The following is a 12,851-nucleotide window of genomic DNA, read 5'->3' on the forward strand; positions in this document are numbered from 1 at the left end:
GCCCTCTTTCATAGCGTTACCTTCGCTGCAAATCCAGCAATGTCGATTTATCAGAGAGCCGTCAGGCTCCATATCAGGAGAAACCCGATGAGTAAATTCCTGGACCGGTTTCGCTACTTCAAACAGAAGGGTGAAACCTTTGCCGATGGGCACGGCCAGCTTCTAAACACCAACCGGGACTGGGAGGATGGATACCGTCAACGTTGGCAGCATGACAAAATTGTGCGTTCCACTCACGGTGTCAACTGCACCGGCTCATGCAGCTGGAAGATTTATGTCAAAAACGGTCTGGTGACCTGGGAAACGCAGCAGACTGACTACCCGCGCACCCGCCCGGACCTGCCGAACCACGAACCACGCGGTTGCCCGCGCGGCGCCAGCTACTCCTGGTACCTGTACAGCGCTAACCGCCTGAAATACCCGCTGATGCGTAAACGCCTGATGAAGATGTGGCGGGAAGCGAAAGTTCAGCATAGCGATCCGGTTGAGGCATGGGCGTCGATTATCGAAGACGCCGACAAAGCCAAAAGCTTCAAACAGGCCCGCGGTCGCGGCGGTTTTGTACGTTCCTCCTGGCAGGAAGTGAATGAGCTGATTGCCGCCTCCAACGTCTATACCGTCAAAACCTACGGTCCGGACCGCGTGGCTGGCTTCTCGCCGATCCCGGCGATGTCGATGGTCTCCTACGCGTCCGGCGCCCGTTATCTGTCGCTGATCGGCGGCACCTGCCTGAGCTTCTACGACTGGTACTGCGACCTGCCGCCGGCTTCGCCAATGACCTGGGGCGAGCAGACCGATGTGCCGGAATCCGCCGACTGGTATAACTCCAGCTATATCATCGCCTGGGGCTCCAACGTGCCGCAGACCCGCACCCCGGATGCGCACTTCTTTACCGAAGTCCGCTATAAAGGGACCAAAACCGTAGCCATCACTCCGGACTACGCCGAAATCGCCAAACTCTGCGATCTGTGGCTGGCGCCGAAGCAGGGTACCGATGCCGCGATGGCGCTGGCGATGGGCCATGTGATGCTGCGTGAATTCCACCTCGATAAGCCGAGCCAGTATTTCACCGACTATGTGCGCCGCTATACCGACATGCCGATGCTGGTGATGCTCGAGGAGCGCGACGGTTATTATGCCGCCGGCCGTACGCTGCGCGCATCCGACCTCGTGGATTCCCTTGGTCAGGAGAACAATCCGGAATGGAAAACCGTCGCCTTTGACGAGAAGGGCGACATGACCGTACCGAACGGTTCCCTCGGATTCCGCTGGGGCGACAAAGGCAAATGGAACCTCGAACAGCGCGACGGTAAAACTGGCGAAGAGATTGAGCTACGTCTGAGCCTGCTGGGCAGCCATGATGAAGTCGCGAACGTCGGCTTCCCGTACTTCGGCGGCGAAGGTTCTGAGCACTTCAACAAAGTCGATCTGCAAAACATTCTGCTGCACAAACTGCCGGCCAAACGCCTGCAGCTGGCCGACGGCTCTACCGCCCTGGTCACCACCGTGTATGACCTGACCATGGCTAACTACGGCCTGGAGCGCGGTCTGAACGATGACAACTGCGCCGCCGGCTACGATGAAGTGAAAGCCTACACCCCGGCGTGGGCGGAGAAGATCACCGGCGTCTCCCGCGCGCATATCATCCGTACCGCCCGTGAATTTGCCGATAACGCCGATAAAACTCACGGTCGTTCGATGATTATCGTCGGGGCGGGCCTCAACCACTGGTTCCACCTCGACATGAACTACCGCGGCCTGATCAATATGCTGATCTTCTGCGGCTGCGTCGGTCAGAGCGGCGGCGGTTGGGCGCACTATGTGGGCCAGGAAAAACTGCGTCCGCAGACCGGCTGGCAGCCGCTGGCGTTCGCCCTTGACTGGCAGCGTCCGGCACGTCACATGAATAGTACCTCGTACTTCTATAACCACTCCAGCCAGTGGCGCTATGAAACGGTGACCGCGCAGGAACTGCTGTCGCCGATGGCGGATAAATCCCGTTACAGCGGCCACCTGATCGACTTTAACGTGCGCGCAGAGCGGATGGGCTGGCTGCCGTCGGCGCCGCAGCTTGGCGTCAACCCGCTGCGTATCGCTGACGAAGCGAAAAAAGCCGGCATGACCCCGGTGGATTACACCGTGAAGTCGCTGAAAGAGGGCTCGATTCGCTTTGCGGCCGAGCAGCCGGAAAATGGCAAAAACCACCCGCGTAACCTGTTTATCTGGCGTTCCAACCTGCTGGGCTCCTCCGGTAAAGGCCATGAATACATGCTCAAGTACCTGCTGGGTACCGAGAACGGCATTCAGGGCAAAGACCTGGGCAAGCAGGGCGGCGTGAAGCCGGAAGAAGTCGAATGGCGGGATAACGGCCTCGACGGCAAACTGGATCTGGTGGTGACCCTCGATTTCCGTCTGTCGAGCACCTGTCTCTACTCCGACATCGTGCTGCCGACCGCCACCTGGTACGAAAAAGACGACATGAATACCTCGGATATGCATCCGTTTATTCACCCGCTGTCGGCCGCCGTTGATCCAGCCTGGGAATCGAAGAGCGACTGGGAGATCTATAAAGGTATCGCGAAGAAATTCTCTGAAGTGTGCGTGGGCCACCTCGGTAAAGAAACCGACGTGGTGACCCTGCCGATCCAGCACGACTCCGCCGCGGAAATGGCGCAGCCGCTGGATGTCAAAGACTGGAAAAAAGGCGAATGCGATCTCATCCCCGGGAAAACCGCGCCGCATATTATTCCGGTTGAGCGTGATTACCCGGCGACCTACGAGCGTTTCACCTCGATCGGCCCGCTGCTGGAAACCATCGGCAACGGCGGGAAAGGCATCGCCTGGAACACCCAGAGCGAGATGGATCTGCTGCGTAAGCTCAACTACACCAAGGCGGAAGGCCCGGCGAAAGGCCAGCCGAAGCTGGAAACGGCCATCGACGCCGCGGAAATGATCCTCACCCTGGCCCCGGAAACCAACGGGCAGGTGGCGGTGAAAGCGTGGCAAGCGCTGAGCGAGATCACCGGTCGCGAGCATACACACCTCGCGCTGAACAAAGAAGACGAGAAGATCCGCTTCCGCGACATTCAGGCGCAGCCGCGGAAGATTATCTCCAGCCCGACCTGGTCTGGCCTGGAAGATGAGCATGTCTCCTACAACGCCGGTTACACCAACGTTCACGAGCTGATCCCGTGGCGCACGCTGTCCGGGCGTCAGTCGCTGTATCAGGATCACCAGTGGATGCGCGACTTCGGCGAAAGCCTGCTGGTCTATCGGCCGCCGATTGACACCCGTTCGGTGAAAGCGGTGATGGGCGAGAAGTCCAACGGCAACCCGGAGAAGGCGCTGAACTTCCTGACCCCGCACCAGAAATGGGGTATCCACTCGACCTACAGCGATAACCTGCTGATGCTGACCCTGTCGCGCGGTGGGCCGATTGTCTGGATGAGCGAAGCGGATGCGAAAGATCTGGGTATCGAAGATAACGACTGGATCGAAGTGTTCAACGCCAACGGCGCCCTGACGGCGCGTGCGGTGGTGAGTCAGCGCGTTCCAGCCGGGATGACCATGATGTATCACGCGCAGGAACGTATCGTGAACCTGCCGGGCTCTGAAATCACCGGTCAGCGCGGGGGGATCCATAACTCCGTCACCCGTATTACGCCGAAACCGACCCACATGATCGGCGGCTACGGCCACCTGGCCTATGGCTTTAACTACTACGGCACCGTCGGTTCCAACCGCGATGAGTTTGTGGTGGTACGTAAGATGAAGAACATTAACTGGTTAGATGGCGAAGGCAACGACCAGGTACAGGAGAGCGTAAAATGAAAATTCGTTCACAAGTCGGCATGGTGCTGAATCTCGATAAGTGCATCGGCTGCCACACCTGCTCGGTGACCTGTAAAAACGTCTGGACCAGCCGGGAAGGGATGGAATACGCCTGGTTCAACAACGTGGAAAGTAAGCCGGGCGTCGGTTTCCCGAACGACTGGGAAAACCAGGAAAAATGGAAGGGCGGCTGGATCCGCAAAATCAACGGTAAACTGCAGCCGCGCATGGGCAATCGCGCGATGCTGTTGGGAAAAATCTTCGCCAACCCGCATCTGCCGGGCATCGATGATTACTACGAGCCGTTTGATTATGACTACCAGAATCTGCATAACGCGCCGGAGAGCAAACATCAGCCGATCGCCCGTCCGCGCTCGCTGATCACCGGTCAGCGGATGGACAAGATCACCAGCGGTCCGAACTGGGAAGAGATCCTCGGCGGCGAGTTTGAAAAACGCGCCAAAGATCAGAACTTCGACAACATGCAGAAGGCGATGTACGGCCAGTTCGAAAACACCTTCATGATGTATCTGCCGCGCCTGTGCGAGCACTGCCTGAACCCGGCCTGCGTCGCGACCTGCCCGAGCGGCGCCATCTATAAGCGTGAAGAAGACGGCATTGTACTGATCGACCAGGACAAGTGCCGCGGCTGGCGGATGTGTATCACCGGCTGTCCGTACAAGAAGATCTATTTCAACTGGAAGAGCGGGAAATCCGAGAAATGCATCTTCTGCTACCCGCGTATTGAATCCGGGATGCCGACGGTGTGCTCCGAAACCTGCGTGGGCCGTATCCGCTATCTCGGCGTCCTGCTATACGACGCGGACGCGATTGAAAACGCCGCCAGCACCGAGAACGAGAAAGATCTGTATCAGCGTCAGCTGGACGTGTTCCTCGATCCCAACGATCCGAAAGTGATCGAGCAGGCGCTGAAAGATGGCGTACCGCAGGGGGTCATTGAAGCTGCGCAGCAGTCGCCGGTTTACAAAATGGCGATGGACTGGAAGCTGGCCCTGCCGCTGCACCCGGAATATCGCACCTTGCCAATGGTCTGGTACGTGCCGCCGCTGTCGCCGATTCAGTCCGCCGCCGATGCGGGTGAACTGGGGAGCAACGGGATCCTGCCGGACGTGGAAAGCCTGCGTATTCCGGTGCAATATCTGGCGAACCTGCTGACCGCGGGCGATACCCAGCCGGTACTGCTGGCGCTGAAACGGATGCTGGCGATGCGCCACTATAAGCGTGCGGAAACCGTTGACGGCGTCGTCGATACCCGCGCGCTGGAAGAGGTGGGGCTGAGCGAAGCGCAGGCCCAGGAAATGTATCGCTATCTGGCGATCGCCAACTACGAAGATCGTTTCGTGGTGCCGAGCAGCCATCGTGAACAGGCGCGAGAAGCGTTTCCGGAGAAAAACGGCTGCGGCTTTAGCTTTGGCGATGGCTGCCACGGCTCTGACAGTCAGTTCAACCTGTTCAACAGCCGTCGCATCGACGCCATCGACGTGACCAGCAAAACGGAGCCGCACGCATGATTGAACTCGTGATTGTATCGCGTCTGCTCGAATATCCTGACGCTGCCTTATGGCAGCATCAGCAGGAGATGTTCGAGGCGCTCGCGTCATCAGAGAAACTCAGCAAAGAGGATGCCCACGCGCTGGGCGTTTTCCTGCGCGATTTAGTGGCTCAGGATCCGCTGGACGCCCAGGCGGCCTATAGCGAACTGTTTGACCGCGGCCGGGCCACCTCGCTGCTGCTGTTTGAACATGTCCACGGCGAATCCCGCGATCGCGGGCAGGCGATGGTGGATCTCATGGCGCAGTACGAGCGCCACGGCCTGCTGCTGGATAGCCATGAGCTGCCGGATCATCTGCCGCTATATCTGGAGTATCTGGCGCAGCTGCCGGAAGAGGAAGCGCTTGGCGGCCTGCGGGACGTCGCGCCGATCCTCGGTCTGCTCAGCGCGCGCCTGCAGCAGCGCGAAAGTCGCTATGCGGTGCTGTTCGAGCTGTTGCTGAAGCTGGCCAATACTCAGGTCGACAGCCAGAAGGTGGCGGAGAAGATTGCCGACGAAGCGCGCGACGATACGCCGCAGGCGCTGGACGCCGTCTGGGAAGAAGAACAGGTCAAATTCTTTGCCGACCAGGGCTGCGGCGAGTCGGAAATTTCCGCTCACCAGCGTCGTTTTGCCGGAGCCGTGGCCCCGCAATATCTGAATATCTCTAACGGAGGACAGCAATAATGCACTTCCTGAATATGTTCTTCTTTGACATTTATCCGTACATTGCGGGTTCGGTGTTCCTGATTGGCAGCTGGTTGCGCTATGACTATGGCCAGTACACCTGGCGCGCCGCCTCCAGCCAGATGCTGGACCGTAAGGGGATGAACCTGGCGTCGAACCTGTTCCATATCGGCATCCTGGGTATTTTCGCCGGCCACTTCCTCGGCATGCTGACCCCGCACTGGATGTATGAGTCCTTCCTGCCGATCGACGTCAAGCAGAAGATGGCGATGATCGCCGGCGGCGCCTGCGGCGTGATGACCCTGGTGGGCGGGTTACTGCTGCTCAAGCGTCGTCTGCTCAGCCCGCGCGTTCGCGCCACCACCACCGGAGCGGATATTCTAATCCTCTCGTTGCTGATGGTGCAGTGTGCGCTCGGCCTGCTGACGATCCCGTTCTCCGCTCAGCATATGGACGGCAGTGAAATGATGAAACTGGTCGGCTGGGCGCAGTCGGTGGTGACGTTCCACGGCGGCGCGTCACAGCATCTGGATGGCGTGGCGTTTATTTTCCGCGTTCACCTGGTGCTGGGCATGACCCTGTTCCTGCTGTTCCCGTTCTCCCGTCTGGTTCATATCTGGAGCGCACCGGTCGAATACCTGACGCGCAAATACCAGATTGTCCGCGCCCGTCGCTAACTGGCCCGCGACTGCTCACTGACCCCGCCGCGGCGGGGTTTTTTTTCGCCCCAGCCGAGATTATTCCCTGCGGCGGCAAACAGAATAAGCATCCCACCTAGCAATTGCACCGCGGATAACGCATGGTGGAAGACCAGATAGTCGACCACCATCGCCACCAGCGGATAAATAAAGGAGAGCGAACCGGTAACGGGCGTCGGCAGTTTCTGTATCGCGCTATATAAAAGCTGATACATGATCCCGGTATGGACGATGCCGAGGATCAGCAGATAGCGCCAGGGGAAGCTGGCCGTCAATTCTGGGGCATGCACCAGCGGCAGCAGCATCACGACGCCGACGAGAACCTGAATGAAGGCGATATGCTGCCCGGGGAGCGGATGCAGTTTGCGCGCGATGATGGCGGTCAGGGCATAGAAGAATGCCGCGCCCAGCGCCAGCAACACGCCGGTGGTAAGCCCCTCTTCGTGTGCAGGCGTCAGCTCGCTCGACAGCAGGATCACTACGCCGCCAAAGGCCAGCAGTAACCATCCCCATTTCACGGCGCTGACCCGCTCCCCCAGCACCATCCCCATCAGTACCAGCATAAACGGCTGGGTGTTATAGACCACGGTGGCCATACCGATTGAGATCCGCGAATAGGCGGCAAACAGCAGCAGCCAGTTGACGACCAGCGCCGCGCCGCCAATCACCGCCAGAGCGAGAGTGAAACGCGTTAGCCGGCTGAAGGGCTGGCGGCTTAACACGATAAACACCAGCAGGGTTAGCGCGCCAATCAGGCAGCGCCAGAACACCACATCAGTCAACGGCAAACCAGAGAGCAGCACGAACGCGCCGATCGAGCCGGAGATTATCATTGCCAGGCTCATCTGCCAGACGCCGCGGGTAAGTTGCATTTTTCACCTCCACCATTTTTTAGTTATTGTGCGAAAAACCCTGACAGGGTGATATGGCTGAATTAAGGTAGAAGGGGGGAAATGCCTTTTATAATTAGGTGAAATATATGAATGACGTACTTGATGAAATTGACCGGGCGATCCTCACCTGTCTGACTCAGGATGCCAGAGTTTCGCTCAAGGTCCTGAGCGCGCGAGTGGGGCTGACCTCGCCGAGCACCGCCGAGCGGGTGAAGCGCCTGGAGGAGCGGGGTGTCATTCAGGGCTATGGGGCGCGGGTAAATCTCGCCGCGCTGGGCTATAGCCTGCAGGCGCTGGTGCGGGTCCGTCCGCTGCCTGGGCTGCTGCAGAAGGTGGATAAATATATCCAGGCGATGCCGGAATGTATTGAAAGTGACAAGGTGACCGGGGAAGATTGTTTTGTGATGCGTCTCGTGGTGCGCGATATTGCCCAGCTGGATACCCTGCTGGACGGTCTGGCGGAGTATGCGCAGTGTAACACCTCGGTGGTGAAAAGCTCGCCGGTACAAAGGCGGTTGCCACCGCTGTGAGTTTTTCCGGAGGCGGTGCTGCGCACCTGTTCGGGCTACCAGACGGCACCACCTGTCGCCTCGCTAAGCGAAGCGCGAGCGATGAGACAGCAGAACAGGTGGCTGAGAGTGCAACAGTGGTGGGGGAAGGATTACTCGGCGCTAAAGCGCTTCGCCCTTCGGGCCGTTGCCTGCGGCAACGTTCTCTCGCTTCGCTCGAGTCGAACCTTATTCGAAGCTTCTCATCCTTCCCCGTGGGACAGAATATAGAATATCGTAGAGTAATTGGATTGAGGTGTTTTTTAAGAAGATGGTGGTGGGGAAGGATAACTCGTCGCTATCGCTCCTCGCCCTTCGGGCCGTTGCCTGCGGCAACGTTCTCTCGCTTCGCTCGAGTCGAACCTTAGTCGAAGCTTCTCATCCTTCCCCGTGGGGCAGAATATAGAATACCGTAGGTGGATTATGCTGGGCATGACATGGGGAGATGGTGGTGGGGAAGGATTACTCGGCGCTAAAGCGCCTCGCCCTTCGGGCCGTTGCCTGCGGCAACGTTCTCTCGCTTCGCTCGAGTCGAACCTTAGTCGAAGCTTCTCATCCTTCCCCATGGGGCAGAATATAGAATATCGTAGAGTAATTGGATTGAGGTGTTTTTTAAGAAGATGGTGGTGGGGGAAGGATTCGAACCTTCGAAGTCGATGACGGCAGATTTACAGTCTGCTCCCTTTGGCCGCTCGGGAACCCCACCAGGGGTAAAATCACATTGTAGGCTATTCAGCAAAATGAATGGTGGTGGGGAAAGGATAACTCGTCGCTATCTCTCCTCGCCCTTCGGGCCGTTGCCTGCGGCAACGTTCTCTCGCTGGCGCTCGAGTCGAACCTTAGTCGAAGGTTCTTACCCTTCCCGCTAAGTGCAAACATCGTTTACGCTTGTCGGGGAAACCATATCACTGTAGTGAATAATGGTGGTGGGGGAAGGATTCGAACCTTCGAAGTCGATGACGGCAGATTTACAGTCTGCTCCCTTTGGCCGCTCGGGAACCCCACCACGGGGTAATGCTTGGTACTGGCCTGCTTCCTTCTCGGGAAGCGGGGCGCATCATACCAAATGATGCGCCCCTGTAAAGCATTCGTTTGACAAAAATAAACTGGTTGCCTGATTTTTACGCGTAACGCCGTAAAGCTAACCAATTCATTTCTCAGTCGATTAAAGAATAATCGTCCGGTTACCGTAAACGAAGACGCGCTGCGCCAGTACCTGATACAGCGCCCGGCTCAAGACGTTTTTTTCGACATCGCGCCCAGCGCGCATCATATCTTCTGCGGTATAAGTATGATCGACGTGAATCACGTCCTGCATGATGATCGGGCCTTCATCCAGATTGTCATTCACGTAGTGGGCGGTAGCGCCAATGATTTTCACGCCGCGCTCATAGGCCTGATGATAGGGACGGGCGCCGATAAACGCCGGCAAAAACGAATGGTGGATATTGATGATTTTGTTCGGGAAGCGGGCGACAAATTCTGGCGTCAGGACGCGCATATACTTGGCCAGCACCACGTAATCCGGTTCGTGGGCGGCGATAGCATCGCCCATCCGCTGATCGTGTTCTTCGCGGCTCAGTCCTTCATGGCTGACCAGCTCAAACGGAATACCAAAGCGCTCCACCAACGAGCGCAGGGTGTCATGGTTGCCGATAACCGCGGCAATATCGACATCCAGCCCGCCGTAGTTGGCTTTCATCAGCAGATCGCCCAGACAGTGCGCCTCTTTCGTCACCAGAATCACCACCCGGCGACGGCCTGCCGGATTCAGTTCGCGGATGGAGCCTTCAGGCAGGGCGCTGTCGAGATCGGCCAGCAGAGTAGCGTCGTTAAAAATGCCTTCCAGTTCGGTGCGCATAAAGAAACGACCGGTACGGTGGTCAACAAACTCATTGTTCTGCACAATGTTGAGTTCATGCTTGTAGCAGATATTGGTGATACGCGCGATGAGGCCTTTCTGATCAGGGCAAATAGTGCGTAGTACTTTACGTTGTAATGAATGCATCGCGAGGAAAATCCTGTAATGTTTGCAAGCGCTGCGCCAGCGTTACTGGCCGCAGCATTTTTTAAATTTTTTACCTGAGCCGCAGGGGCAGGGGTCGTTACGGCCAATCAGCGGTCGTGTCCCGTCGATATAGTACCACTGTCCATTTTCTTTTAAGAATCTGGAACGTTCAATAATGGCGCCAGGGCGGTTATTGTCATTAAAGCGGGCGACAAAGCTGACAAAACCTTCATTTGGAGCTCGCCCCTCATCACTGGCGAACAGGGTTAAGCCCAGCCATTCGGTCTGGGAAAACCCTTTCTCCAGCTCGGCGCGAAATTGCTGCGCCTGACAGGACGGGTGCCAGGTTTTGATTAGATAGTCAGCGTCTTTCATGACGAACGCGCTATAACGGGAGCGCATAAGCTGTGACGGGCCCGGCGCAAGCTCAGCGCCGGACAGATATCGCTGGCAACATGAGCTATACTCCAGTGCGCTGCCACAGGGGCATAATTGCGACAAAACTGCCTCCATGGAAGAAAGAGTAACGGCGCTTCTACGCCAAAGGGCATTATGTTAACTGAGCCGTGACAATGTTGCCACGCTCAGAGTGGAAGGATAGTTATTAGTACTAATGAGAAAGCTTAAAATTGGTCTGGCGCTAGGTGCGGGAGCAGCTCGCGGATGGTCGCACATTGGCGTCATCAACGCCCTCCAGCGGGCCGGTATTGAGATTGATATCGTAGCCGGTTGTTCTATCGGTTCGCTGGTAGGGGCGGCGTATGCCTGTAACCGACTCCCGGCACTCGAATCATGGGTCTGCTCATTCAGCAACTGGGATGTCCTGAAGCTGATGGATCTCTCCTGGCGCAGGGGGGGACTGCTGCTGGGGGAAAAGGTATTCAATCATTACCGCCGCATTATGCCCGTCACCGAGATTGAACGCTGCGAGCGCCGGTTTGCTGCTGTTGCCACCAATTTAAGCACCGGTAGGGAGCTGTGGTTTACCGAAGGCGATCTACATTTAGCCATTCGCGCCTCCTGCAGTATGCCGGGGTTAATGTCGCCAGTAAGGCATAATGGTTACTGGCTGGTCGATGGCGCGGTGGTCAATCCGGTTCCTGTGTCGCTCACCCGGGCAATGGGAGCGGATATTGTGATTGCCGTCGACCTGCAACATGATGCCCATCTTATGCAGCAGGATTTGTTCTCCCTTGAAACGCCGCGGCAGGAAGCGGAAGAGAAGGAGGGGCCATGGCATACTCGTCTGCGCGCGCGCTTGACGCGAATGAGTTCCCGCCGTACGGCCGTGACGCCGACGGCGATGGAGATCATGACCACCTCTATCCAGGTACTGGAAAACCGTCTTAAACGCAATCGTATGGCGGGTGACCCGCCGGATATCCTGTTGCAGCCATACTGTCCGCAAGTTTCGACGCTTGATTTTCATCGCGCCGGAGAGGCGATCGCCGCGGGGCAACTGGCGGTAGAAAAGAAAATGGATGAATTATTACCATTAGTGCGTACAGCCGTTTGACGTACGAGTTACTGACTTAAGCAAATTCTGACAGGCGATAGTGAGAATAGCGTGCCACTATTGAATTATCGTCAGCCAGGGGAGATATCATGACGCAGCCATTGGCGGGAAAACAGATTCTGATAGTTGAAGACGAACCCGTTTTCCGCTCACTCTTGCATGGATGGCTGACCTCGCTGGGAGCAACAACTTTCCAGGCGGAAGATGGCAAGGATGCCCTGCATAAAATGACGGAGGTGCATCCGGACCTGATGATTTGCGACATTTCTATGCCGAGAATGAACGGTCTGGAGCTGGTGGAAACGCTGCGTAACCGCGGCGAACAGTTACCGATCCTGATGATCTCCGCCACCGAAAACATGGCGGATATAGCTAAAGCGTTGCGACTTGGCGTCCAGGACGTGCTGTTAAAGCCAGTAAAAGATTTCGATCGCCTGCGCGAGACCGTTTACGCCTGCCTCTATCCCGCGATGTTCAGTTCGCGCGTGGAAGAGGAAGAGCGTTTATTTGAGGACTGGGATGCGCTGGTCAGTAATCCCATCGCCGCTTCAAGACTATTGCAGGAATTACAGCCGCCGGTGCAACAGGAAATGTCGCACTGCCGTATTCATTATCGACAACTGGTGTCGGCAGACAAGCCCGGTCTGGTACTCGATATCGCGCCGCTTTCGGAAAATGATTTGGCTTTCTATTGTCTGGATGTCACACGCGCAGGCGATAATGGCGTGTTGGCAGCATTATTGCTGCGCGCGTTGTTTAATGGTCTGCTGCAGGAGCAACTGGCGCACCAGGGACAACGGCTACCAGAAATGGGAAGTTTGTTAAAACAGGTGAATCAACTGCTGCGTCAGGCAAATCTTCCGGGCCAGTTCCCTCTGTTAGTAGGGTATTACCACAGCGGGCTGAAAAATTTAATTCTGGTGTCAGCGGGACTTAATGGCACGCTGAATACGGGGAGCATCAAATTCAGATTAGTAATGGCGTTCCTTTGGGGACGCTGGGTGATGCTTATCTTAACCAAATTAGCCAACGCTGCACCTCGTGGCAGTGCCAAATTTGGGGGCTGGCGGTCGTTTACGCTTAATGTTGTCTGCGGAATGAGCAATTGCGTTTATATC

The 12,851-nt window shown here is 56.9% G+C and carries 9 protein-coding genes, 2 tRNA genes, 4 other RNA genes and 1 pseudogene; 7 read left to right on the forward strand and 9 right to left on the reverse strand.

What is annotated here, in order from left to right; genetic code table 11:
• The first annotated feature begins 87 nt into the window (after positions 1 to 87).
• From LPQ25_RS10400 to narI, 4 genes are read left to right on the forward strand one after another with little or no spacing between them, the layout of a single operon-like run.
• Entirely contained in the window at positions 88 to 3,831 is a 3,744-nt protein-coding gene (locus tag LPQ25_RS10400; protein WP_014907382.1) for a nitrate reductase subunit alpha, read from the forward strand.
• On the forward strand, positions 3,828 to 5,363 hold the full coding sequence (narH, locus tag LPQ25_RS10405) for a nitrate reductase subunit beta (protein WP_002910193.1): 1,536 nt from the start codon (positions 3,828 to 3,830) through the stop codon (positions 5,361 to 5,363). The genes LPQ25_RS10400 and narH overlap by 4 nt, the downstream gene beginning before the upstream one ends.
• Positions 5,360 to 6,070, forward strand: coding sequence for a nitrate reductase molybdenum cofactor assembly chaperone (gene narJ, locus LPQ25_RS10410; protein ID WP_002910191.1), 711 nt, complete (start codon positions 5,360 to 5,362; stop codon positions 6,068 to 6,070). Before narH ends, narJ begins: the two co-directional genes overlap by 4 nt.
• A complete protein-coding gene (gene narI / locus LPQ25_RS10415) occupies positions 6,070 to 6,747 on the forward strand; it encodes a respiratory nitrate reductase subunit gamma (RefSeq protein ID WP_002910189.1) in 678 nt (225 codons plus the stop codon). The genes narJ and narI overlap by 1 nt, the downstream gene beginning before the upstream one ends.
• Here narI and LPQ25_RS10420 read toward each other — a convergent pair.
• Positions 6,744 to 7,640 carry a DMT family transporter gene (locus tag LPQ25_RS10420; RefSeq protein ID WP_014907383.1) on the reverse strand — a complete coding sequence of 299 codons (897 nt, stop codon included), beginning with the start codon at positions 7,638 to 7,640 and terminating at the stop codon, positions 6,744 to 6,746. The two genes, narI and LPQ25_RS10420, sit on opposite strands and share 4 nt — an antisense overlap.
• A 107-nt stretch (positions 7,641 to 7,747) precedes the next feature.
• On the opposite strand from LPQ25_RS10420, the gene LPQ25_RS10425 reads away from it, so the two are divergent.
• Positions 7,748 to 8,191 carry an Lrp/AsnC family transcriptional regulator gene (locus LPQ25_RS10425; protein ID WP_014907384.1) on the forward strand — a complete coding sequence of 148 codons (444 nt, stop codon included), beginning with the start codon at positions 7,748 to 7,750 and terminating at the stop codon, positions 8,189 to 8,191.
• Positions 8,192 to 8,305: 114 nt separating this feature from the next.
• On the opposite strand, the gene LPQ25_RS10430 is transcribed toward LPQ25_RS10425, so the two are convergent.
• The 8 genes from LPQ25_RS10430 to LPQ25_RS10465 form a co-directional block, all read right to left on the reverse strand.
• Positions 8,306 to 8,437: non-coding RNA, RtT sRNA (locus LPQ25_RS10430), on the reverse strand.
• Between the two features lie 44 nt (positions 8,438 to 8,481).
• Positions 8,482 to 8,612, reverse strand: a non-coding RNA gene (locus tag LPQ25_RS10435) — RtT sRNA.
• A 43-nt stretch (positions 8,613 to 8,655) separates the two neighbouring features.
• Positions 8,656 to 8,786: non-coding RNA, RtT sRNA (locus LPQ25_RS10440), on the reverse strand.
• 44 nt (positions 8,787 to 8,830) lie between these two features.
• A tRNA-Tyr gene (locus tag LPQ25_RS10445) sits at positions 8,831 to 8,915 on the reverse strand.
• Between the two features lie 39 nt (positions 8,916 to 8,954).
• Positions 8,955 to 9,087, reverse strand: a non-coding RNA gene (locus LPQ25_RS10450) — RtT sRNA.
• A 43-nt stretch (positions 9,088 to 9,130) separates the two neighbouring features.
• Positions 9,131 to 9,215: transfer RNA gene (locus tag LPQ25_RS10455), tRNA-Tyr, on the reverse strand.
• Between the two features lie 159 nt (positions 9,216 to 9,374).
• Complete coding sequence (purU, locus tag LPQ25_RS10460; RefSeq protein WP_004151854.1) at positions 9,375 to 10,217, reverse strand: formyltetrahydrofolate deformylase; 843 nt, start codon at positions 10,215 to 10,217, stop codon at positions 9,375 to 9,377.
• A gap of 42 nt (positions 10,218 to 10,259) precedes the next feature.
• On the reverse strand, positions 10,260 to 10,718 hold the full coding sequence (locus LPQ25_RS10465; protein WP_002910109.1) for a YchJ family protein: 459 nt from the start codon (positions 10,716 to 10,718) through the stop codon (positions 10,260 to 10,262).
• 112 nt (positions 10,719 to 10,830) lie between these two features.
• Here LPQ25_RS10465 and rssA point away from each other — a divergent pair, with 112 nt between their 5' ends.
• Together rssA and rssB are read left to right on the forward strand one after the other, a co-directional pair.
• Positions 10,831 to 11,733 (forward strand): patatin-like phospholipase RssA, encoded by a 903-nt coding sequence (rssA, locus tag LPQ25_RS10470; RefSeq protein ID WP_014907385.1) that lies wholly within the window; start codon positions 10,831 to 10,833, stop codon positions 11,731 to 11,733.
• Between the two features lie 89 nt (positions 11,734 to 11,822).
• Positions 11,823 to 12,834 (forward strand): annotated as a pseudogene (rssB, locus tag LPQ25_RS10475) (two-component system response regulator RssB).
• Positions 12,835 to 12,851 lie beyond the last annotated feature (17 nt).

Origin of the sequence: Klebsiella sp. KPN54798, from assembly GCF_021184225.1 — a bacterium.
GTDB classification, from domain to species: domain Bacteria; phylum Pseudomonadota; class Gammaproteobacteria; order Enterobacterales; family Enterobacteriaceae; genus Klebsiella; species Klebsiella pneumoniae.

Bases quoted from the DNA above. Each gene is read 5' to 3' on its own strand.
- LPQ25_RS10400 (WP_014907382.1), top strand. From the start codon at position 88: ATGAGTAAATTCCTGGACCGGTTTCGCTACTTCAAACAGAAGGGTGAA.
- narH (WP_002910193.1), top strand. From the start codon at position 3,828: ATGAAAATTCGTTCACAAGTCGGCATGGTGCTGAATCTCGATAAGTGC.
- narJ (WP_002910191.1), top strand. From the start codon at position 5,360: ATGATTGAACTCGTGATTGTATCGCGTCTGCTCGAATATCCTGACGCT.
- narI (WP_002910189.1), top strand. From the start codon at position 6,070: ATGCACTTCCTGAATATGTTCTTCTTTGACATTTATCCGTACATTGCG.
- LPQ25_RS10420 (WP_014907383.1), bottom strand. From the start codon at position 7,640: ATGCAACTTACCCGCGGCGTCTGGCAGATGAGCCTGGCAATGATAATC.
- LPQ25_RS10425 (WP_014907384.1), top strand. From the start codon at position 7,748: ATGAATGACGTACTTGATGAAATTGACCGGGCGATCCTCACCTGTCTG.
- purU (WP_004151854.1), bottom strand. From the start codon at position 10,217: ATGCATTCATTACAACGTAAAGTACTACGCACTATTTGCCCTGATCAG.
- rssA (WP_014907385.1), top strand. From the start codon at position 10,831: ATGAGAAAGCTTAAAATTGGTCTGGCGCTAGGTGCGGGAGCAGCTCGC.